This window comes from Mariniflexile sp. TRM1-10, assembly GCF_003425985.1.
In the GTDB taxonomy this organism is placed as follows: domain Bacteria; phylum Bacteroidota; class Bacteroidia; order Flavobacteriales; family Flavobacteriaceae; genus Mariniflexile.
In genome coordinates this window covers 2,586,693-2,608,952 of record NZ_CP022985.1, presented here as the reverse complement: position 1 = coordinate 2,608,952, position 22,260 = coordinate 2,586,693, and the positions used below count along the sequence as shown (strand labels likewise).

Genomic DNA, 22,260 nt, shown 5'->3' with positions numbered 1-22,260 from the left:
ATTAAAACTATTTAGAAATGTTTAACATAAGAAATTGAAAATTTAAAACTTCCTTAAGACAAATGGTATTGAATGTTAATTTTTTAAGAAAAAACAGCCGTTAGATAACATACAAAACAAACAATTTCAACCAAAAAACTCAACTTCATAAATTTTAAAAATTTCTATATTTTTACTAAATGCTAAAAAATATGATACTCATACTTACTTGTGGATTCTGCTCCATTTTGGTGGCGCAAAAACAAGATAGCATCTCATTTAAAAATGGTATTGAAAAACCTAATATCTTAAGCACCCATCATTTCGGAATTTTTAGCTCTAGAATTAATACCAATTTCAAAATAGCTTCACAAAAAAACACGACGATTACCTTTAGTTCCGCCAGTGGAAACAACTTTCACCCTTTTGTAGAAACCTATCTGCCAAAAGACCCCGAAGTAAGAAAAGAACAGAGCAAATTAATTTGGTATCATAGAAATTTTTATTTTAAAGATCAGGAAACGACACCGGCAGATTATATGAACATCGTTATTGATGCCGTAATTAAAGAGTTTAGACTGGGCATTAATATCCCTTTAAATAAAAAAAACGAACTAGACGTTACACTTCGCTCTTATTTAATTACCAAAGGGACACACCCTTTTTCGTTTTTTACGAGCGATGAGAACCTAGAGTGGTTCCACAGTAATGTCGCTGGAGGAGAAGACCCTTTTGGGAGGCGCTATTATGGATTGAATCAAGTAAATTTTAAATACACCGACAGAAACGGAAATACGCTCGAACTAAACAACAACGATTTCTTTTTAAGTGGCATAGAACTTAATTATTTTTACTATCCTACATTCACAAAAAGCAATTCTAAAAATATTTACATTAATTTCGGAAGCCATTTAGGTATTAACACCTCAAAATATAACCATTCTTTAGATTTCGGCTTATCTGCAAATGCCATTAAAAAAATTGAATTAAAAAACAACTACGAATTTAACGCAGGTGTTGCCATAAATGTATTGCGAAAAAACCTAATTAACTTTAAAGATGTTATCGATTTAGGTAACAACCCCTATTTAGCAACTATTGAAAGCCATCTTGAAATAGCAAAATTCACAAAACAAAAAAACTATAATGCCTTAAGCGTTAACTACCAAATTCAATCTAGATATAACCAACGAAAAGAAGCCGATTATTACCGATTAATTGGTAAGTGGCAAGAAATAAACGGCGGTTGGCAACACGGTTTTTCTACGTTATATACCGCCTTATCCTACTGGACCTTTATTTACACTTATGGCAGACCAAACCTAACACTGTCACTATATTTTAAAGAAGATTTTCGTGTAAATAATGCTGCCGATTTCCAAACAGGGATTAGTCTTAAAGTACCCGTTTTCAAATAATACTTTTTATTGGGCGTTATCATACCCTTCGGCTCCGTTCAGGAGAAGCGGTCGTACTTGATATTTATCTTGATTTCATAAAATAATAAGCATGAGTAAGCCCTAACGCAAATCCATAGCGTTAACTTTCTGTTAAAATCAACATACCGTTTAAACCTTTTTAAACTCTTAAAGTCCTAATAGCAAACAACATAAAATTTTAATAATGAAAAGACTTATAATAATTGCATTGGCTTTAGTATCTATTCAAGGCTTTGCTCAAGAAGAAAGAAAAGAACGCCCAAACCGCGAAGAAAGAGCTCAAAGAATGAGTAATTTAACGCCAGAAGAAACAGCAAACCTTCGAACAAAGAAAATGACCTTACATTTAGATTTAAATGAAGCGCAGCAAAAAGAAGTTTATGCCATAAATCTTGAAAACGCCACCAAGCGTAAAGAAATGATGGATACTTTTAAAGCAAAAAAAGAAAGTGGCAACATGGAAAAACCTTCGGAAGAACAACGTCTTGCTATGAAAAATGCTAAGCTTGACCATCAAATTGCTATGAAAGCCAAAATGAAAAAAATTTTAAACGAAGAGCAATTTGATAAATGGGAAAAATATCAAGCAAAAATGACACAAAAAGCTACTGGCATGAAAAAGCGTGATGGTAATAAAAGGGGCGATGGCCCAAAAAAACAATAAAAACCTGGTTTGGTTAGTTTAGTTTGTTAATGTAAAGCGTATTTCTTTTATTTAGAAATGCGCTTTCTTTTTTTATTGAACGGTCATAGTGTTTTTGCTACTTTCTTTACAGCTTCTATAGTAAAATCTAAATCGCTATAAGACAAAGCATCGGTGATAAACCAAGTTTCAAAAGCACTTGGCGCAATGTAAACACCTTCCTGAAGCAAACCATGAAAGAATTTTTTAAAGATGTCGTTATTTCCTTTAGCAGCTGTTTCAAAATCCACTACAGGTGTTGCCTCAAAATGCACAGAAATCATAGAACCGACTCTGTTTATCGTGTGAACAACCTTATTTTCATTTAAAACTTGTGCAATTCCTTTATGCAAATATTCTGTTTTTTCAGCTAAACGATTAAAAACATCTACATCGTTGTTCAATTCGGTTAACATAGCCAAACCTGCCGCCATGGCTAACGGATTTCCACTTAAAGTCCCCGCTTGATATACGGGTCCTACTGGAGCCAACTCATTCATAATTTTATTTCTAGCTGCAAAAGCACCGACTGGCAAACCGCCACCTATGACTTTCCCAAAGCAAACAATATCTGCGTTGATATCAAACAGTTCTTGCGCTCCACCTTTTGCCAAACGAAACCCCGTCATCACCTCATCAAAAATCAGTAATATATTATTGGCATCACACAAAGTTCTTAATGCTTTTAAAAAACCTTCTTTTGGTGGCACACAACCCATATTACCTGCTACAGGTTCTATAATGATACAGGCAATCTCATTTTTGTTAGCTTCTACTAACTGCTTCACATTTTCAATATCGTTATAACGTGCCAACAACGTATCTTTTGCAGTACCCTGTGTTACACCTGGACTGTTGGGGGTTCCAAAAGTACTCGCACCACTACCCGCTTGAATTAAAAACGAATCGCTATGCCCATGATAACATCCCGCAAACTTTATAATTTTATCTTTTTTAGAAAACCCTCTTGCCAAACGGACCGCACTCATACAAGCCTCGGTACCTGAATTTACAAAACGGATTTTATCAATATTTGGCACCATAGAAACTGCTAATTCAGCAATTTGCGTTTCAATTTCAGTAGGCATTCCAAACGATGTACCCTTTTTAGCTTTTTCAACAACCGCATCAACAACAGGTTGGTAGGCATGACCTAGAATCATAGGTCCCCACGAATTTATATAGTCAATTAACCGGTTTCCATCTTCGTCATATAAATAGGCACCTTTGGCTTCTTTTACAAAAACAGGTGTTCCTCCAACACCTTTAAAGGCTCTAACAGGTGAGTTTACACCTCCAGGAATCACCTTTTCGGCTTGTGCAAATAAAGCACTACTTCTTGTATAATTCATGTGTATTTTAATTTGCTGGTTTAACTTGAAGTTCTTGCCCAATATTTAAGGCGGTATTGTTTAAACCATTCATTTGTTGAAGTTCTGAAACAGTCATATTATATCGTTTTGAAATGGAATATAAGGTCTCCCCTTTTTCAACAATATGGGAACGATATGCTACCACTTCTTTCACTGCTGTTTTTTGATTTGAACCAACTGCTACAATATTATTTGAATTTTTATTTATTCTTAATTTCTGACCAATACTAAGTGTTGTAGTTGATAAATCATTCAACGCTTTAAGTTCATTTATAGAAATATGGAACTTTTTGGAAATGGAATACATCGAGTCTCCCTTTTCTACATAATATATTGAAAAATCGCCTATTTCCTCTTCATATTTGACATAAACATCACCCAAGACTTCTTCATCATATTTATACAAACTGTATCGGTTTATCAAGCTTATTATTTTATCTGGGTATTTTTTATCGGTCGCATATCCTGCTTTTTTCAATTCTCTTGCCCAACCTTTATAATCTTCTTTTTTAAGTTTGAACAACGCAGCATAGCGGGAACGCTGTTTTAGAAACAACGAGTGGTCCCTATATGAATATTTGGAATCGTTATATTTTCTGAAACATTCTTGTGAAGCATCATCATCATGATAAATCCTATCTCCGGTCCAGTCGTGGCATTTAATCCCAAAATGGTTATTAGCTTCAACAGCAAGTCGACCTTTCCCTGAATTCGACTCTAAAATACCCTGTGCCAAAGTAATACTTGCAGGTATGCCATATAATCGCATTTCTTCTTGAGCAATGGGTTTAAAAAGGGCTATATATTCATCTGTTGATGTTATTTTAACTTCTACACCATTAACGACTTCCTCTTTAACACCTTTTTGAGGTGTCGTTTTTATTACAACTTGTTCCGTTTTTGGTTTACTTGAAGTTTTCCTTTTAACCGCTACTTTTTTAGCACCACAACTTAAAACCAAACTTGCTAACAAGCAAAAAACTATTATCTTCTTCATTAAATTATACTATTAATGGTAAATTCTTCTTTTTCAAAACAGTATTCATTCCAGTAATACCTTGTAAACCACCTGTATGAATTGCCAATATTTTTGATTCTTTTGGAAAATACCCTCTTTCAATCAAATCGAAAATACCAAACATCATTTTTCCAGTATAAACGGGATCTAAAGGAATGCTATACTCTTTTTTAAACTGATTGATAAACGTTATTAACTTGTCGTTTATTTTCGCATAACCTCCAAAATGATAATCGGTTTTCAATTCCCAATTGGTTTTCAATGCAAATTTACTAATATCTTGTGTTAAAAAGTCGCCTTTTAACGCTGGAAATCCTAAAACTTGTTGACTAGGTTTTGAACAATTCATAAGTCCAGATATAGTGCCGCCAGTTCCAACGGCGCAACATATATAATCGAAACCCTTATCGTCTTCATTTAAAATTTCCTCACAACCTTTAATAGCCAAGGCATTGGTACCGCCTTCTGGAATTAAATAAAAATCACCAAAATTTGCTTTCAATTTTTTGATAAATAGGTCTGATGTTTTTTTCCTATAGGCTTCTCTAGAAACAAACTCAAATTGCATCCCACTTTGTTGTGCAAAATGTAAGGTTGTATTATCATTTATAGCACCTTTTAGCTCATCACCTCTAATAACCCCAATGGTTTTAAATCCCATGAGCTGTCCTGCTAAAGCTACCGCTGCAATATGATTTGAAAAAGCGCCACCAAAAGTTAGCAGTGTTTTATAGCCTAATTTTTCAGCTTCAAGAAGGTTATATTTAAGCTTTCGGTACTTGTTGCCAGACACAAAAGGATGAATGGCATCTTCTCTTTTAATATACAGCGTAACACCGCTATTATTAGGTATATTTATTTGCTGGTTGACACTATGTTCTAAATTGAAATTCATTGCTGCGAAGATACTTTAAAAAACTCCAAAATTTCCGCTGTTTTAAATAATCTAAATGTGTTTCGTTAGCATAAGCTTCACGTTCAAAAGAAATATTTCTATAAGCTATATGCCAATTTTTATATTGAATGAACCGTATTAAAAACTCAATAATATAAAGCAAATAGAAAAAAATCAATAGCATTTCAATCTGTTGCCTTAAATGAATGTTTTCATGATTAAGCAATACAAAATCAGATTTTAATTCCTTCGATTTTAAAAACACAAAAGGATAACAAACAAATCCTAAATACCCTTTAGGAACTAAATATTTCGAAATAATAATCATGTTTTTTATATATGAACTACCAATGATGTTTTTAAATTAGGACTTCGACAAGCCTGACAAACTAAACAGCATTTTATATTGTTTTTTTAGAATAAATAATGATACCTCATCTTAACTTTTTCTATTTCAAAAATCAGTCCAAAAAACATTATCTTTGTTATACATGAAAAAAATAATCCCCATTGAAGAAGGTGACTACTACCTAACCCCAGAAGGGTATCGCTGTTTTACCGAGCAATACTTATTAAAAAGAGGGTATTGTTGCGAAAGTGGCTGCAGGCATTGCCCCTATGGATTTGATAATAAAACAAATAGAATAAAACACTCAAGATAAGGACACCTTATTTTACACGCCCTTGGTATGATTATTGATGCTATTTAATAAAAAATATATTTATTTTTAAACTAATAAATTTTAAACAGCTATGAAAAAATTACTTAAAACATTACCATTTTTAGCTTTGCTAATTCTGGTAACATCATGCAGCTCGGTTAGGGTTGCAACCGATTATGATAAGAATGCTAATTTTTCAACATACAAAACCTTTGCCTTTTTTAAAACAGGCATAGACAAAGCTGAAATTAGCGATTTAGATAAACGTAGAATTCTTCGAGCCATTGAAGCTGAACTATTAGCTAAAGGTTTTACAAAATCTGAAAATCCCGATTTACTTATTAGCCTTTTCACCAAATCGAACCAACGTGTAGATGTCTATAACAACTACTGGGGCTACGGTGCTTGGGGCTGGGGAGGCTGGGGGCCATGGGGCGGAGGCTTCGGACCAGGTTGGGGCTGGGGTTGGAACCAACCTAGCGTTTCTACCAGAACAGAAGGCGTTTTGTTTATAGACTTAATTGATGCCAACAAGAAAGAATTGGTTTGGCAAGGAATGGGCACAGGCTACTTAACCCAAAACATGGAGAAAAAGGAAGAACGTATTAAAGAATTTGTTGCCGAAATTATGGCAAAATACCCTCCAGGATCACAACCATAAAACAGAATAAAAAAGCAGCTTTAACGGTTGCTTTTTTTTATTTAACAATACTTTTAAAAGCATTTTATATAGAATTTGTATTTTTACTAAAACACATTTAACACAACGTTTTATGCAAAGTTCCATAGAATCAAACCCTATATTAAATCGCCTACCTAAACATTTATTACAGTTTATTAAGCCACAAAACTATGCCAACTATTCGGCAATAGACCAAGCGGTTTGGCGCTATGTGATGCGTAAAAATGTCGATTTTCTTAAAAAAGTGGCACACAAATCATATATAGAAGGCTTAAAATTAACCGGAATTTCTATTGATAGCATTCCCAACATGTATGGCATGAACCGTATTTTAAAAGATATAGGTTGGGCGGCTGTGGCGGTTGATGGATTTATACCACCTAATGCATTTATGGAATTTCAAGCGTATAATGTACTAGTAATTGCGAGCGATATTAGACAATTAGAACATATTGAATACACGCCTGCTCCCGATATTATTCACGAAGGTGCAGGACATGCGCCTATTATTGCCAATCCCGAATATGCTGAATATTTACGCCGCTTTGGGGAAATAGGCTGTAAAGCTATTTCGTCAGCCAAAGATTACGAGCTATATGAAGCTGTTAGACATTTATCCATCATCAAAGAAGCACCAAACTCCAACGAAGCAGATATCGCTTCCGCAGAAAAAAAAGTAGAAGACCTACAGAATAATATGGGCGAACCTAGTGAAATGGCACTTATAAGAAATCTACATTGGTGGACGGTTGAGTATGGCTTAATTGGGACTTTAGAAAACCCGAAAATTTATGGTGCCGGTTTATTGTCGTCTATTGGCGAAAGCGCTTGGTGTATGACCGATGCCGTTAAAAAACTACCCTATACTATTGAAGCCACTTATAAAGATTTCGACATAACAAAACCACAACCCCAGCTTTTTGTTACACCAAATTTTGCCCATTTAAGTTTGGTATTGGAAGCGTTTGCCAATACCATGGCATTGCGGAAAGGAGGACTTTCTGGCGTCACCAAATTAATTCAATCGGAAGCTTTGGGAACCATTGAGTTGAGTACCGGCCTTCAAATTTCGGGGGTTTTCTCTCATGTTATTGAAGATAATGGCAACCCTATTTATATTCAAAGTACTGGCGAAACCGCTTTATCATATAGAGAAAAAGAACTGGTAGGTCATGGTATAAACACCCATAAAAAAGGATTTGGATCGCCTATTGGAAAATTAAAAGGCATTAATTTAGCGATTGAAGATATGAGTCCGCGCGATTTAAGTGCTTATAATATTTTCGAAGAAAACACGGTAACTTTAGAGTTTGAAGGTGGCATTACGGTTTCTGGAGATATTATAACAGGTAAAAGAAATCTACAAGGAAAAATAATTCTTATCAGTTTTAATAATTGTACGGTAAAACATGGTGACACTGTTTTATTTAAACCTGAATGGGGCATTTACGACATGGCGGTTGGTAAAAACATTGTTTCGGCTTTCTCTGGCCCTGCCGATTTGAACAGTTTCAATTTAATTACCCATATGCCTTCCTCTAAAACCATCCATGTTGAAAAATCCAACAAACAAATTAAATTAGAAGCGCTTTACCAACAAGTTAGAGACTATCGTGAAGGCAAAAACAAAACCATTTCCAGAACTAAAGTCTTAGAAGCACTTATTGAAAACCATCCTACCGATTGGTTATTACCTGTAGAATTGTACGAACTGGCTTTTGCAGGTAATGAAGCTAAACTATGTGAAGCTATCTTAAACCATTTAGAAACCATAAAACAAAACAAACCTGAAGTTGGACGATTGATTGATGATGGCCTGGGGATTGTGAAAAAGGAAGCAATAAGGCAGTAAAGTAGTTGGCAAATTTAACAGCTATCTAAACCGCTTCAGTGTGTTTTTAGTAAACTTACTTAACACCAAAGCACCGCTAATTTCGGCACGTTCGGTTAAAAGGGTCTCCCAATGCTGTGTGTCTTCCCAAAAAACCGACTTCATTTGTTTTAAAGCTTCAGGATTGTAAGTGCTTAATTTTTCGGCTAGCTCTTTAACAGCACCATCTAAAGTCTCGGTAGTTTCAAAAATATCGGCATATAAGCCTTTTTCTTTTGCCCATTCCGCAGAAAAAAACGTTTCAGCGTCTATCGTCATTTGCGACATGGCCGCTAATCCAATTTTTCTTGTTACGGCTGGCTCTATAACAAAAGGCCCAATACCTATACTTAATTCACTTAATCTTATTGAGGCATATTTGGTTGCTAAACAATAATCGGTTGCGGCGGCTAAACCTACACCTCCTCCAACGGTTTTTCCTTGTACACGCCCAATAATAAGCTTTGGACAAGTTCGCATAGCATTAATAACATTGGCAAAACCAGAGAAAAAAACCTTGCCATCTTCTGCTGTTTTAACCGCCATAACTTCATTAAAACTAGCACCGGCACAAAACGTTCTGTCACCACCACTTTGCAATACAATAACATTAATAATTTCGTTATTTCCCGCTTCTTCAATGGTTTCTTTTAACTTAATTAAAACATCACTGGGCATAGAATTTCTATTCGGGTGAAAAAACTCTATATAGCCAACGTTGTTTTTTATGTTTAATGTTACGTACGGTTCAGTCATTATTCAGCAATTTTACTAGTCTTTTTAAAGGTTGAATATACATAAAACTAAGACAAAAAAAAAACATTAGTTTGCTTCGACAGAGAAGCCCTAACTAATGTAAATTTAACTAATTCTAACGGGTACGAAATTAACGCAGAAATTTTTAATTGGTATTAACAAAAAGTTACCAATATGTTATATTAAATTATTCTTTTTAGCCTTTTCTACCGCTTCCAACTTATTGTGCACTTGTAGTTTTTTGTATATATTTTCGATATGTTTCCTTATGGTTCCTGATGACAAAATAAGGTTATCGGCAATAATATTATAACTAAGCCCTTTGCTTAATTGTTCTAACACTTGTATTTCCCTTTCCGATAGCTTGATATCATTTTCATTATTTTTGCAACTAAAATCTATTGGATTTCGAAGCAGTTTTAATGTTTTTAAAGCGATAGAAGGATTCATTGCGGCGCCACCATTTAAGGTTTCCACAATGCCATTGTGTAAATCCTTTGCATTGATTTCTTTAAGCAAATACCCATCGGCACCTGCTTTTATCGCATTAAAAATATTTTCATCATTGTCAAAAACCGTGAGCATTATAATTTTGATATGCGGGTATTTTCTCTTGATAATTTCGGTAGTTTCTATGCCGTTTAAAACAGGCATCTCAATGTCCATTAATATTAAATCGAGATTGTGGTTATCTTCGATTTTGCATAACAAATCGAAACCATTTGCAGCCGAAAACTTCACGCTTAAATCTTCAAAAAAAGACAACTTTTCTTTTACGGCGTTAATTAAAAATGTGTTATCATCTACAATGGCTATTTTAATTTGCATGGCATTGGTGTTTTTATTAAACCGTAAGTACTATTGCTGTTCCTTTATTTACTTCGCTAGAAATCTTTAAAGTTGCAGCTATTTCACTTGCTCGCTTTTTCATATTATTAAGTCCGTTACCATCTTCAACTTGCAGTATATCAAAACCCTTTCCATCATCAACAATAGAAACCATAAGGTGTTCATTTTCTTTAATGAATTGCACGTCAATGGTATTGGCATTAGCGTATTTAAGCGCATTATTGATGGCTTCCTGAATGATTCTATAAATATTCATGCCTTCAAAAGAAGTGAAGGTGAGGTTGTTTGGCAAACTACTATCGATAGTGAAATTGAATTGTGTTTGTTCAGTCGAAATATTGGCTTTTTCTATGAAGTTGGAAATACGTGCTTGTAAATCTTCCAAAGAAATTTCGCTTTTATTCATTGCCCAAATGGTATCACGCAATTCATAAATGGTTTCTTTGGTAAAGATACTTATACTAGAAAGCTTACTGGTGAGTTTTTCATTGGTAATTTTAAAACCATATTTCAAATTATCAATTGATGAAATAATAAAGGTTAGTTGTGCGCCAATGTTATCGTGTAAATCTCTTGAAATGGCAAGCCGTTGTTCTTGTAAATTATTCTGATTTTCAATTTTAATTAAAGCTTCTTTTAATTCGCTTTCTTTTTGAAGTTGGTGGTTTTTTAATTTTTGCTGATTATAAAACAAATACCCCAAAATGGCTACAACTATTGCTAAAATGCCTAAGCCTATTATTTGAGTGTTCTTTTGATTGATGTGAAGTTCCTTTTCGGCAATGTTGGCACGTTGTGATAGTATTTCTTTTTCTTTTTTTTCGGTTTCGTATTTAGTTTCCAATTCAGAAGTAATATTTTGCATAGTTTCTTGCGCATTTACTTCTTGGGTTTTAACATATAACTCGGTATAGTACGAAACACTATCTGGTTTAGATTCATATGCGTAAACAGGTATAAGTTGCAAGTAAGCCAATAAAAGCTTATCTGTAACGCTTTCTCTTTTAAATACTTTTATGTTCTCTAATAAAATAGGTTTGGATTTTTTAAATTCACCTAACTGATTATAAATACCTGCCAGGGTAAGTTTAGAACTTTCTAATTCGGTTTTCAAATTTCCTTTTTCTCTAATTTCAATAGATTTCAGTATGTATTTTTTTGCTTGTTGGTAGTCTTTTTTATCGTTAAAAATTGTTCCAAGATTATTATATGCCGTCCCAAGTGTTGGATATGAATTAACTTTTTCTGAGATTTCTATGCCTTTTTTTAAATCAGAAATTGCCTGTAAAGTATCCTTTTTATAGAGATAAATACTCGCTCTATTTACCAAAACATTCCCAAGCAACTCATATTCGTTGTTTTTTTCGAAAAAATCAATATTTTCATTAAAATAATCTAAGGCTTTGTCATAATTTTTCAACGCCATGTGAATAGTTCCTATATTGCTTTTTAGGGAGTTTACAATAACATCTGCTTTCTTTTTTTCATAAAAATTAAGTGCTTTTAAATAATAAACCATTGAGCTGTCTGACTGAGCTTTTTTGCCATAAATATTTCCAATCTTAAAATGTAATGAAGCAATTCCTGCCGAGTCTTTTTGTAAGGTTCTAATTTTCAAAGATTCTCTAAAAAGCTTTTCAGAAGTGGAATAATCACCCTTTAAATAATAAATAACGGCATTGTCACTAATAGTTTGTGCAAAAAAAACAGAATCCTTTATTTTTTTGGCAAGTGCCATTGCTTTTTTACCATAAAATAAGGCAGAATCTGTTGAAATTGAGCCATAGTACCAAGTTAAATCGCCATAAATTTTAGCTTTCAACTCATCTTTTGGTGATTTTGAAAGTTCAATTTTTAAACTATCGATAATTTTCTGTGGACTTTGGGCAAAACTGTAATAAAAACCGCAAATCGAGAAGATGACTGCAAAAAAGATTCTTTTCATAAAACTATTTGGTGTATGTTTCAAATATAAACTGTTGCATCAAAAGAATATCTTCTGTAATTTTAAAAAAACGCTTGAAAAGTGTATGGTGCAAATCTTCAACCAACAGCAATTTTTGTTTGGTTTTTTCTAGTTTGTTGCTCTCTTGAAATAAATTTTCCTGTAAGATTAGCTCGCTTTTAATTGCTGTTTTTTTTAAATACTTATTTTGAAATACAGCTTTAATAACAAACAACACCAAAACAAAAACCAATGCATATATTACCCAAATGAATAAATAATTAAATCCCATAATTAAGAGAATAAATAATTTCGCAAAAAGACCTTAAATAGGCTTACAAAAAAAAAACACCAATTATCAATCGCTTTGGTGATTGAACTAATTGATGTTTTTTATTTGAACTGATTAATAGCATATTAAATTTAACTTAATAACTTGAACCTCAATTAATTTTTCGATAAAATGTTATTAAAAAAGATTAAGCGCAATAATATAATTTATCACGCCTAATCGAACAAATCTCAACAACAAGATTTATTTTTGAAGATTATAAGCGTAAATTGTCTTGTCATTGGCTTTGTAATATAAAATTCCTGCAACCTCATCTACTTGGTATTCTGGCTTTTTATCTTTAAGCACAATTTCTTTATCTACTTTGCCTGTATCTTTATTAACTTTTACCAATCCAACACCCGCATCAAGTTTTGTTAAAATAAATTGGGCATTCTCGGTCGCTGCTGTTGCTTTAAAACGTTTTGACATCACATCAAACGCAGCATCTCCTATAGATGCAAACATATCGGAAGCCCTTTTGTTTTCTTTTCCGTAGTCGTTATAGTTGCCTAAATCATTAGAACTTCCATAACTATTGGTTCTATTCATACCTGCTTTAGCAGCATGAGCCATTGCTAATCCTGTTGAGGCTACGGCCAACGCTCCAGATAATACTTTTACAAAACCACTTTGAGAAGGCGATTTATAATATTCGTGATATACTTGGTTTCCATCACTATCTAGTAAGGCTACATTTTGAGAAGCGCTTAAAAAAATGTTACCATTTCTCATTTGCATAGTATTGGCAACTTCTTTTTCATCAAACTTCACTTTTGCAAATTCAGTGACATCTCCAGAGTTGGCATCAATGGCATAAACATCGCCATCGGCAGCAATTAGATATCTATTTTTTGCACTGTCGAAAGTTGAAGCTACTGCAGCCGAATTTTTATATTTCAATGGCTTGTTCCATACTTGGTCGCCTGTTTTTAAATCTACAATATTGGCATCTTCACCCGTAATATAAATTAACCCCTGTGGAGACTCTGCCATAACCATAATGTTTGCTCCCGTTTTTAAAGGCTTTTTGAATAATGTTTTTCCATCAAACGAAATTTTATTAATCCCTCCTTGTTGAATACCAAATAAAATACCATCATCCTGTACATAAAAATGCTGTACATAACCTTTTGTTTTTGGAGATTTTTGCCATAAATCTTCACCCGTAGAAGCACTTAAAAAAGCAATTTCAGATTCGTCACTTGTAGCAAACACACTAGAGCTGCCTCCAGAACTTTTATCGCTAACCACAGCTATTCCTTGTGGTAAAATTTGAAAATTAGATACATTTCCTTGTACTTTTCTGTCATCTTTCCATAGTTCGGCACCATTGCTTCCTATTTTATGAATTCGTGTGTTTTTTCCATTAACAGTAGTTTCAAAACCATAAATTTCTTTTTCGGTTTTGTCGGCAACCATCCAGTTAACACCTTTAATTTTACATTCCCATAAATCATCGCCATTGTGCTTTTTTGCAATTAATCCTTGAGCTGTTGGTATTATTAAAATTTCTTTTAACAATAAAGGCACACCTGTTACGCTAAAATCTTTGGCAAGACCTACTCTTCCCGGTTTATCTAAAAAGAAGCTATAGTCTAGTTTTTGTGTACTTAAATCGTACACGGCTACTTTGGGAGTCATTTTTTCAAACTTATCGCCTTCCTTTTGAATACCACTAATTATTAATTTGTTTTGTGGCAATACGATGTTACAGGTATAAATTTGATTCCAATTATCGGTTTCAGAATTAAAAATAGTCTTTCCTGTTATATAATTTATAACAGCTCGTTTTGTTTTTGTTAAGCCTGCAAACTTTGAATCAGCACCTTGAGAAACCACAATATATGGTGATGCAGGTATAAAATCTGTTTCCTCCGGTTTTAATTTTCCGAAATTATTAAAAGTAAATACAGGGGTGTTTTGTTTGGGGTCAATCCCCACCAACCCTTCGTTGGTTGCAGCAACCAATATGCCTCCAACGGTTAGTGTCATTTCATTAATACTTGATCCTAAATCGTAAGTTTGTTCTGGAGTTTCTGCTTTTTGGGCTGGTGCTACGTTTACCATTAGAATCCCTACTAATAGTAATACAAATTGATTTAATTTTCTCATTGTTGATTTTGTTTGGTTAATTAAGTTAAATGTTTACTTTTCAAGATTGAATGATCCATCCGTGATATTCTTTGTTGTTCCGTCATTTGAATTTTTACAGGTAAAACTGAACGTGCCTATAATGTTTGTATCTGTTTCTTCAGATATTTTAATCTCTCCAACAATCCCTGAATCTTGATATGGAGCAGACCAAATTTTAGAATCTAAAGGATTATTAATATTGGGCTCTGTATAAGAAGCAATAATAAACACGTTATTATCTGAAAGTTGATAAGTTCCAACACCATCATATCCATTAATAATCATGTTTATGGCTTGCGAAGATGTATTGCCCTGTAGTGTAATTGTTGTTTGTTCCCCTACGGTTACAACACTTGCTTGTGAGGTTATCTTTAAAGAAGTGAATTCTTTGCCATCAACTTTGGCTGTAATAGTTCCTGATGCTGCTGTACCATTTTTACCTCCATCATCGCTAGTTGAGCATGATAAAAATGTAATTAATGATACTGTTGTTAGTAATAATACTAATTGTTTTAGTTTTTTCATTTTAAATTATTTTATGATTAATAGCATCACAAAATTGCAGTTTTATTAAAATGAAATCAATACGACGAATTGCGTATTTTTTAAAAACTAGTATGTTAGAAAACAGAAAAGGCCGTCCTTAATTAAGACAGCCTTATCTACACGTATTAGAATCACTTCCTTAAAAAATTATTGCCCCCAATAATTGATTCTAATACAAAATATATAAACAAAAAATCCCTATAAATAGAGTAAGCTTTACTAATAGCTTTTACAATAATAGCAATGTAAATCTATACATAAAAACACATATAATTTGGCTAACCAATTGCATAAGGATGGGATTTAAATCAATCAATAAGAATTTAAGCAAATCAGTAAATGTAAAATTGAATTAATAAAATCATTTCAACTGGAAAAACCCTTGCTTTTCATACAAATGAAATAGCTTTCAAGAAAACCCATGTAAAAGAAAACGAAAAGGCTGCCCTTATTAGAACAACCTTTTCAACAACTTAAACTTAGAATTTCTTCTTTAAAAATCAAACCCTCAACTATTTAAATTCTATCATAATTTACAAAAACAAATTGAATTAGAACAAGAATAGTTTTTTTAAAAGGAAAGATGTCATTTTATTGAAAAAACATTTTTTATAAATCAATTTTCTATCTTATCCAAGTAGAAAACCATGCATCCCTTAGTTTTCTTGGTAATGATCCTTGCTATATATCCGATTCATATTTATTACTGCTGTACTGATAATTAATGAAGTGGTTTAAACTTTTTTCAATCTGTTATTCCCCCAAAAGTTTACCGTTTTTATTCACCCCATTTCCAGAACCTATCTCCCCTTTTTCATTTACTGCTTCGGAATATTCAATGGAAATCCCTCCATTTTTATTAATTATTGCATACAATACATTTGTTGACGTAGATGATGTTGCTTCAGATGCCGAACAATTATTGGAATTGGTATAATTGACTGTAATAGTTTTACTCCCATTTGTCAACCATTTTAAGACAACGGAATGATCTGTAATTGTACCTCCGGAAGTGATTGAATAATCGGTATTTAAAACGCCTGGAATTGTCCAAACATAATTTGATTGACCGGCTTCCGTTGTATAAGTCACATTCGAATTAATCGCTGTCGTTATTTCTGCTTGTGTGGTAAAAGTTGGTGCAGGGAGCGGATTTACGGTTACCAATTGTGAAGTACAAGCCGTATTGGCATACGGCCCTTTTCTTTTAACATAATAAGAGGTATCTGCGTTAGGAGTTACGGTAATTGTTGATCCTGTTCCCACAATGGGACTGGATCCTAATTCGATAAAATCAATATCTAAAGTTGCGCCACTAGCGGTTGCATAGTCAAATCGCCAACCTGTTATATTACTGTCCATCCAATTGGCATGTGCCGACATATCAAGGGTCGCAATATGCCAAGTATTATCGGATATCAACGTTGTGTTTAAATAATATCCACCATTAGGAGTGGTTATTGCTGAATTTAAAAAGAAAATCTGAGCTTCCCCAGCAGTTCCTGAGACCACCTTATACCTAATGTTTATATAACTATATACTGAAGGGTCGAAACTCCCTAGATTAAACATATTGATCATTGGATCTGTTGAAGTCGTAGTCACATTTAATATACCGTTGACTACGGAATTAACTGTAGTAGCCACTGTGTCATAAGACTGTGTGTCCCAACCTTGTGAAAAAGCTTCCCCGCCACATGTATCAGCATACCATACATCGACTACATTTATATCCGTACTACCTCCAGAAGATGTTAATATTGTACTGCTTCCATTGCAAATATCAGTAGCTCCTGAGATTGTAGTAGGCGCAGATACTGTTGGATAAATTGTATTATTAAATTCTATTGCAGGACTACCAGTCCAATTGGCACCATTACTTGCAAAAATATTATTAGATATAGTCGTTTTACTCTGTTCATTTGTGGTTCCCGTATTAATAACCGTACCTATATTTCCTGTAAAAGTATTACCATCAAATAAATGATGATTCGTGCCCAAAGTAGCTAAACCCCAACCTGATGAAATATTTGATGAAAATGAAAACAAAGTAGATCCTGTATTATTAGAAAATGTCGAATTTAATACTTGATATCTATTTAATCCTCTAAATTGTCCTATTTGACTTGTATTATTATTAAAAATACAATCGTCAATTTTAACAAATCTTTCTGTTCTAAAAATAGTTCCCGTATTAAAAGAAAATGTACATCCTGTAACAACTATTCTATTAGTATAATCCGTTTCTATATCAGACGTTGTACTTGGTGTGGAACCATGATCACTTCCAAATAATATTCCACTATTATTAGTAAATGTAGAATTTGTAATTGTTATGGTAGAAGGATTATTAGTATAAAACGCATAACTATTTGAATTTCCCGTTACATTTATTGAATCGGCAATTACCGAAGAATTAGTATTATCAGCTCTAAAAATTGAACCATTATTGCTTTTATTATTACTAAAAGTAATACCTGAAATAGTTAATTGAGCACCTCCAGAAACTTGAAACATATTATATAATCCCACACCTGAGATCGTCAAATTACTAACTCCATTACCAATTATTGTTAAATTTTGAGTAATGTTTGGCAAATCTGCTGTTAACGTAAGTGTTCCTCCATCAACACTTGAATCGAAAACAATTGTACCACCTACGGCAGTATTCAGAATAGCATGCCGAAGGGTTCCTGGGCTTCCATCATCACTCAAACTAGTAACAATAGTTTGTGAAAAACTACTTAGCGTTATAAAGAAAGTTATAATAATATATTTATTCATTGTAGAAAATTTTGTTCATCGTGGAAAATTCTATTGTTTTAATAATAATAGTCAAATTGAATTCTATCATTTAAAGACAGATTATATCCACCATTATTTGCCGGTATGTAAGTCAAAGTAGTTCCGCTTGTGCTATAAGCTGTATTGCTTATTCTTATACCATTAACATACATTTTAACCTTACTATTAACTGAAGGGGTTTGTGTTAAAGTAAAACCACTTTGAGATGCTGTCGCCGTAAATTCATCGGCTACTTCCCTAACTGGTGAAGCACCTGTAGAAACCGAACCGTCTGCCATTAAATATTCTGAAGAAGTACCTCCTACTTTAACTATGGAGGTTCCTGTAATACCACCTCCTGATGTTATAGCTCCACTAGTATTAACTAAAGTTACATTCGTATTTCCTAATTGAATAGTATTATTTGCAGCAGCAACAGCCTGAAAACCAATTGCCGTAGAATTTGTTTGATTATTTGTAGCAACATTAGCCTCTGTCCCTATAATAGTATTATTTGAACCTGTGGTTATAGTGCTTCCAGAACTTTTTCCAACACCAACATTATTGTTACCTGATGTATTAATTAAAGATTGATTTCCTATCGATGTATTTGAGGTACCAATTGACAAACCCATCATGGACTCTGCACCCACAGACGTGTTTCCACTCCCTGTGGTTAGGCCTGGCAAATTACTATACCCTACACTTGTATTGTTATCAAAACCAGTTCCAGAATAGCTTCTTAAGGCACCATTACCAAATGCAGAATTTCTTGAACCTGTACCGGTGCCTAACGCCCCATTACCAACGGCCGTATTCTCTCCATTATTACCATCACCTCGTCCAATTTTAACACCATTTACAGTGATATCACTACTAAAGGTTTTAATTCCTGCGATGGTTTGATTTGTGGTTAAGTCTACAAATTTCCCTGTTGTGGCAGTAGTTACAAATTCCGTTGTGGCTATCTGTGTAGTACTGGTTCCCGCTGTGGCAGTAGGTGCCAATGGCGTTCCCGTTAACGTTGGTGACGCTAAAGGCGCTTTTAAATCTAAGGACGTTTGGGTGTCAGTTGAAACTGGTTTATCGGCATCACTAGTATTGTCCACGTTTCCTAACCCCACCATCGTGGCACTTATCCCTGATACCGTACCCGTAAAGGTTGGGGAAGCTAATGGCGCATATGAAGTTGCATCAACCGACCCATCAGCTTTCAAGAATTGAGAAGCTGTTCCTCCAGACTTAATGAAGCCCGTAGTTGTTATTACACCCGAATAATTACTTGTTACAACATTTGAATCAATTGACAACGTTGTACCGGTCAAAGTAAGTCCTGTTCCCGCACTATAAGTTGTATCTGTATCTTCTCCCGGAATACCCAATCCTTCGATATCCGCTTTTGATATATTCAATTTAGAAAAAGCTATGGCTGCTGAAGAATTAATATCTGTATTTACAATGGTTCCATCTGCTATTTTTGCAGAAGTTACAGCATCATTAGCGATTGATGGCAAGGCGGCCGTTCCTGACAAATCGCCCGCTAATTGAATCTTCCCTTTTACCGTTGTACTTGCGTCCGGTGTGCTTGCAGTAGTGATAGCATCTGTTACAAATGCTGTTGTCGCTATCTGTGTAGTACTGGTTCCCGCTGTGGCAGTAGGTGCCAATGGCGTTCCGGTTAACGTTGGTGATGCTAAAGACGCTTTTAAATCCAATGCCGTTTGGGCCGCTGTTGAGACCGGCTTATTGGCATCGCTGGTATTGTCCACATTGCCCAAACCTACCATCGTTTTATCGATTCCCGAAACAGTACCCGTAAATGTTGGGGAAGCGATATCTGCCTTTAAAGCTAAATTTGTGTTTGTAGCATAGCTGCTCAAATCCTGGTCGCCTGTATTGGTTCCCGATTGATTGGAAAGTTTGGTGATTTCAGCGGCATTAATAAGACGTTCTCCACTAACTTTATCTACCTTTAAATCCAATGCCGTTTGGGTCGCCGTAGAAACCGGCTTATTGGCATCGCTGGTATTGTCCACATTGCCCAAACCTACCATCGTTTTATCGATTCCCGAAACAGTACCCGTAAATGTTGGGGAAGCGATATCTGCCTTTAAAGCCAAATTCGTGTTTGTAGCATAGCTGCTCAAATCCTGGTCGCCTGTATTGGTTCCCGATTGATTGGAAAGTTTGGTGATTTCAGCGGCATTAATAAGACGTTCTCCACTAACTTTATCTACCTTTAAATCCAATGCCGTTTGGGTCGCCGTAGAAACCGGTTTATTGGCATCGCTGGTATTGTCCACATTGCCCAAACCTACCATCGTTTTATCGATTCCCGAAACAGTACCCGTAAATGTTGGGGAGGCGATGTCAGCCTTTAAAGCCAAATTCGAGTTTGTAGCATAGCTGCTCAAATCCTGGTCGCCTGTATTGGTTCCCGATTGATTGGAAAGTTTGGTGATTTCAGCGGCATTAATAAGACGTTCTCCACTAACTTTATCTACCTTTAAATCCAATGCCGTTTGGGCCGCTGTTGAGACCGGTTTATTGGCATCACTTGTATTGTCCACATTGCCCAAGCCTACCATCGTTTTATCGATTCCCGAAACAGTACCCGTAAATGTTGGGGAGGCGATGTCAGCCTTTAAAGCCAAATTCGAGTTTGTAGCATAGCTGCTCAAATCCTGGTCGCCTGTATTGGTTCCCGATTGATTGGAAAGTTTGGTGATTTCAGCGGCATTAATAAGACGTTCTCCACTAACTTTATCCACCTTTAAATCCAATGCCGTTTGGGTCGCCGTAGAAACCGGTTTATTGGCATCGCTGGTATTGTCCACATTGCCCAAGCCTACCATCGTTTTATCGATTCCCGAAACAGTACCTGTAAATGTTGGGGAGGCGATGTCAGCCTTTAAAGCCAAATTCGAGTTTGTAGCATAGCTGCTCAAATCCTGGTCGCCTGTATTGGTTCCCGATTGATTGGAAAGTTTAATGATTTCAGCGGCATTAATAAGACGTTCTCCACTAACTTTATCTACCTTTAAATCCAATGCCGTTTGGGCCGCTGTTGAGACCGGTTTATTGGCATCACTTGTATTGTCCACATTGCCCAAACCTACCATCGTTTTATCGATTCCCGAAACAGTACCCGTAAATGTTGGGGAGGCGATATTCGCCTTTAAAGCCAAAGCATTATTAGTAGCAGTTTCATTAGCATCAACATCGGCCTGAACCGCATTGATATTCATTTGCAAAACCGTATCTGCTGCCAAGCTTGTGGCTTCATTGGCATCAACGTCAGTTTGAACTGCTGCAATGGCTGTGCTTGCAGCTGTTTCATTGGCATCCACATCGGTCTGAACCGCATTGATATTCGTTTGCAAAGTTGCGTCTGCGGCACTTGAAGCGGCCTCGTTTGCATTTACGTCAGCCTGAACCATATCGATATTTGTTTGTAAAAGTGTATCTGCGGCTAGACTTGCGGCTTCATTCGCATCTACGTCTAATTGAACTGCGGCAATGGCTGTGTTAACAGCTATTTTATTAGCATCTACATCGGACTGAACTACATCGATGTTGGTTTGTAAAGCGGCATTAGCAACTGTAAGATTACCAACTTCCGTAACCAACTTACTGTCTATAGCTGTTTCTGCATTAGTGGCTCTTATTACTTCTGAAGCTAAGGCATTAGAGTTTATAATAATGGCTGTTTCGGCACTTGTTTTGTTTTCATCTATTGATGCCTGTAAAAAAGACTCCGCTAAAATGGCTCTATTCTGTTCGGCTATGATATCTGCTGCATTGTTCAAGATTGCCTCTGTATCTTCTACAAGAGCTGGTTGTGGCATAAAGGTTAATTCCTGCTCACTTAATAGTGTGTAGGCATTACCTTTTCCCGAAAAATCAATGTCTACTTTCAACTTTTTTGAAAAACCGTTCCAAATAATATCATCAAAATTATTAGAACCTTTTTTTATACCATGTCCTATAAGTAGGTTTACCATGCCATAGATATCTGTGGTTGTTTGATGATATTCTTGATATTCTTGATTGTTAAAATCATCAATAATAGTAAACTGTACAAAAATTTTACTGTTGGCTAAAATATTGGTTTGAGCATTTGCTCCTGGAAGCTCTTTTGTATTTGGATTTAAAATCACAGCTTGGTAACTAATTCCAGCTGTTTGAGAAAAACCTTGAAACCCAACTAGGATCAACAAGAGTAATAGTAGTGTTTTTTTCATAAGATATAAGTTAATTTTTTTATGACTTGCAATCTAATTGAGTTGTATTATTATTGATTCATAATAAAT

General features: G+C 34.8%; 17 protein-coding genes. 5 read left to right on the top strand and 12 right to left on the bottom strand.

What is annotated here, in order from left to right; all coding sequences use genetic code 11:
• Positions 1-191 precede the first annotated feature (191 nt).
• Both CJ739_RS11080 and CJ739_RS11075 read left to right on the top strand, forming a co-directional pair.
• Positions 192-1,397 (top strand): hypothetical protein, encoded by a 1,206-nt coding sequence (locus tag CJ739_RS11080; RefSeq protein WP_162880191.1) that lies wholly within the window; start codon positions 192-194, stop codon positions 1,395-1,397.
• A 205-nt stretch (positions 1,398-1,602) separates the two neighbouring features.
• Complete coding sequence (locus CJ739_RS11075) at positions 1,603-2,082, top strand: DUF4890 domain-containing protein (protein ID WP_117175279.1); 480 nt, start codon at positions 1,603-1,605, stop codon at positions 2,080-2,082.
• A gap of 83 nt (positions 2,083-2,165) precedes the next feature.
• On the opposite strand, the gene hemL is transcribed toward CJ739_RS11075, so the two are convergent.
• The 4 genes from hemL to CJ739_RS11055 are packed head-to-tail and all read right to left on the bottom strand — an operon-like array spanning position 2,166 to position 5,714.
• Positions 2,166-3,452 carry a glutamate-1-semialdehyde 2,1-aminomutase gene (gene hemL, locus CJ739_RS11070; protein WP_117175277.1) on the bottom strand — a complete coding sequence of 429 codons (1,287 nt, stop codon included), beginning with the start codon at positions 3,450-3,452 and terminating at the stop codon, positions 2,166-2,168.
• Between the two features lie 7 nt (positions 3,453-3,459).
• Complete coding sequence (locus tag CJ739_RS11065) at positions 3,460-4,470, bottom strand: glycoside hydrolase family 73 protein (RefSeq protein WP_335645404.1); 1,011 nt, start codon at positions 4,468-4,470, stop codon at positions 3,460-3,462.
• A gap of 4 nt (positions 4,471-4,474) precedes the next feature.
• Positions 4,475-5,386, bottom strand: coding sequence for a 1-aminocyclopropane-1-carboxylate deaminase/D-cysteine desulfhydrase (locus CJ739_RS11060; protein ID WP_117175275.1), 912 nt, complete (start codon positions 5,384-5,386; stop codon positions 4,475-4,477).
• A complete protein-coding gene (locus CJ739_RS11055) occupies positions 5,364-5,714 on the bottom strand; it encodes a hypothetical protein (protein WP_117175273.1) in 351 nt (116 codons plus the stop codon). Before CJ739_RS11055 ends, CJ739_RS11060 begins: the two co-directional genes overlap by 23 nt.
• Before the next feature lie 163 nt (positions 5,715-5,877).
• Here CJ739_RS11055 and CJ739_RS20340 point away from each other — a divergent pair, with 163 nt between their 5' ends.
• From CJ739_RS20340 to CJ739_RS11045, 3 genes are all read left to right on the top strand, one after another.
• The gene (locus CJ739_RS20340) at positions 5,878-6,048 is read left to right on the top strand and encodes a C1orf53 family protein (RefSeq protein ID WP_162880190.1); all 171 of its coding nucleotides are present in this window, start codon (positions 5,878-5,880) and stop codon (positions 6,046-6,048) included.
• A gap of 91 nt (positions 6,049-6,139) precedes the next feature.
• On the top strand, positions 6,140-6,709 hold the full coding sequence (locus CJ739_RS11050; protein ID WP_117175271.1) for a DUF4136 domain-containing protein: 570 nt from the start codon (positions 6,140-6,142) through the stop codon (positions 6,707-6,709).
• A 112-nt stretch (positions 6,710-6,821) separates the two neighbouring features.
• Positions 6,822-8,582 carry an aromatic amino acid hydroxylase gene (locus tag CJ739_RS11045; RefSeq protein ID WP_117175269.1) on the top strand — a complete coding sequence of 587 codons (1,761 nt, stop codon included), beginning with the start codon at positions 6,822-6,824 and terminating at the stop codon, positions 8,580-8,582.
• Between the two features lie 21 nt (positions 8,583-8,603).
• Here CJ739_RS11045 and CJ739_RS11040 read toward each other — a convergent pair whose 3' ends face one another.
• The 8 genes from CJ739_RS11040 to CJ739_RS11005 form a co-directional block, all read right to left on the bottom strand.
• Positions 8,604-9,356, bottom strand: coding sequence for an enoyl-CoA hydratase/isomerase family protein (locus CJ739_RS11040; RefSeq protein ID WP_117175267.1), 753 nt, complete (start codon positions 9,354-9,356; stop codon positions 8,604-8,606).
• Positions 9,357-9,533: 177 nt separating this feature from the next.
• Positions 9,534-10,184, bottom strand: coding sequence for a response regulator (locus tag CJ739_RS11035; RefSeq protein ID WP_117175265.1), 651 nt, complete (start codon positions 10,182-10,184; stop codon positions 9,534-9,536).
• 16 nt (positions 10,185-10,200) lie between these two features.
• Positions 10,201-12,150, bottom strand: a complete 1,950-nt coding sequence (locus CJ739_RS11030; protein WP_117175263.1) for a tetratricopeptide repeat-containing sensor histidine kinase — start codon at positions 12,148-12,150, stop codon at positions 10,201-10,203.
• A 4-nt stretch (positions 12,151-12,154) separates the two neighbouring features.
• Complete coding sequence (locus tag CJ739_RS11025) at positions 12,155-12,442, bottom strand: hypothetical protein (protein WP_117175261.1); 288 nt, start codon at positions 12,440-12,442, stop codon at positions 12,155-12,157.
• Between the two features lie 243 nt (positions 12,443-12,685).
• Positions 12,686-14,596 carry an outer membrane protein assembly factor BamB family protein gene (locus CJ739_RS11020; RefSeq protein WP_117175259.1) on the bottom strand — a complete coding sequence of 637 codons (1,911 nt, stop codon included), beginning with the start codon at positions 14,594-14,596 and terminating at the stop codon, positions 12,686-12,688.
• Between the two features lie 33 nt (positions 14,597-14,629).
• Positions 14,630-15,142 carry a DUF6252 domain-containing protein gene (locus CJ739_RS11015; RefSeq protein WP_117175257.1) on the bottom strand — a complete coding sequence of 171 codons (513 nt, stop codon included), beginning with the start codon at positions 15,140-15,142 and terminating at the stop codon, positions 14,630-14,632.
• A gap of 774 nt (positions 15,143-15,916) precedes the next feature.
• The gene (locus CJ739_RS11010) at positions 15,917-17,947 is read right to left on the bottom strand and encodes a hypothetical protein (protein WP_117175255.1); all 2,031 of its coding nucleotides are present in this window, start codon (positions 17,945-17,947) and stop codon (positions 15,917-15,919) included.
• A 38-nt stretch (positions 17,948-17,985) separates the two neighbouring features.
• On the bottom strand, positions 17,986-22,191 hold the full coding sequence (locus tag CJ739_RS11005; RefSeq protein WP_117175253.1) for a beta strand repeat-containing protein: 4,206 nt from the start codon (positions 22,189-22,191) through the stop codon (positions 17,986-17,988).
• Between the last annotated feature and the right edge of the window lie 69 nt (positions 22,192-22,260).

Coding starts and splice junctions, on each gene's coding strand:
- CJ739_RS11040 (WP_117175267.1), bottom strand. CDS start 9,356: ATGACTGAACCGTACGTAACATTAAACATAAAAAACAACGTTGGCTAT.
- CJ739_RS11020 (WP_117175259.1), bottom strand. CDS start 14,596: ATGAGAAAATTAAATCAATTTGTATTACTATTAGTAGGGATTCTAATG.
- CJ739_RS11010 (WP_117175255.1), bottom strand. CDS start 17,947: ATGAATAAATATATTATTATAACTTTCTTTATAACGCTAAGTAGTTTT.
- CJ739_RS11080 (WP_162880191.1), top strand. CDS start 192: ATGATACTCATACTTACTTGTGGATTCTGCTCCATTTTGGTGGCGCAA.
- CJ739_RS11035 (WP_117175265.1), bottom strand. CDS start 10,184: ATGCAAATTAAAATAGCCATTGTAGATGATAACACATTTTTAATTAAC.
- CJ739_RS11045 (WP_117175269.1), top strand. CDS start 6,822: ATGCAAAGTTCCATAGAATCAAACCCTATATTAAATCGCCTACCTAAA.
- CJ739_RS11055 (WP_117175273.1), bottom strand. CDS start 5,714: ATGATTATTATTTCGAAATATTTAGTTCCTAAAGGGTATTTAGGATTT.
- CJ739_RS11065 (WP_335645404.1), bottom strand. CDS start 4,470: ATGAAGAAGATAATAGTTTTTTGCTTGTTAGCAAGTTTGGTTTTAAGT.
- CJ739_RS11015 (WP_117175257.1), bottom strand. CDS start 15,142: ATGAAAAAACTAAAACAATTAGTATTATTACTAACAACAGTATCATTA.
- CJ739_RS11060 (WP_117175275.1), bottom strand. CDS start 5,386: ATGAATTTCAATTTAGAACATAGTGTCAACCAGCAAATAAATATACCT.
- CJ739_RS11030 (WP_117175263.1), bottom strand. CDS start 12,150: ATGAAAAGAATCTTTTTTGCAGTCATCTTCTCGATTTGCGGTTTTTAT.
- CJ739_RS11050 (WP_117175271.1), top strand. CDS start 6,140: ATGAAAAAATTACTTAAAACATTACCATTTTTAGCTTTGCTAATTCTG.
- CJ739_RS20340 (WP_162880190.1), top strand. CDS start 5,878: ATGAAAAAAATAATCCCCATTGAAGAAGGTGACTACTACCTAACCCCA.
- CJ739_RS11025 (WP_117175261.1), bottom strand. CDS start 12,442: ATGGGATTTAATTATTTATTCATTTGGGTAATATATGCATTGGTTTTT.
- hemL (WP_117175277.1), bottom strand. CDS start 3,452: ATGAATTATACAAGAAGTAGTGCTTTATTTGCACAAGCCGAAAAGGTG.
- CJ739_RS11075 (WP_117175279.1), top strand. CDS start 1,603: ATGAAAAGACTTATAATAATTGCATTGGCTTTAGTATCTATTCAAGGC.
- CJ739_RS11005 (WP_117175253.1), bottom strand. CDS start 22,191: ATGAAAAAAACACTACTATTACTCTTGTTGATCCTAGTTGGGTTTCAA.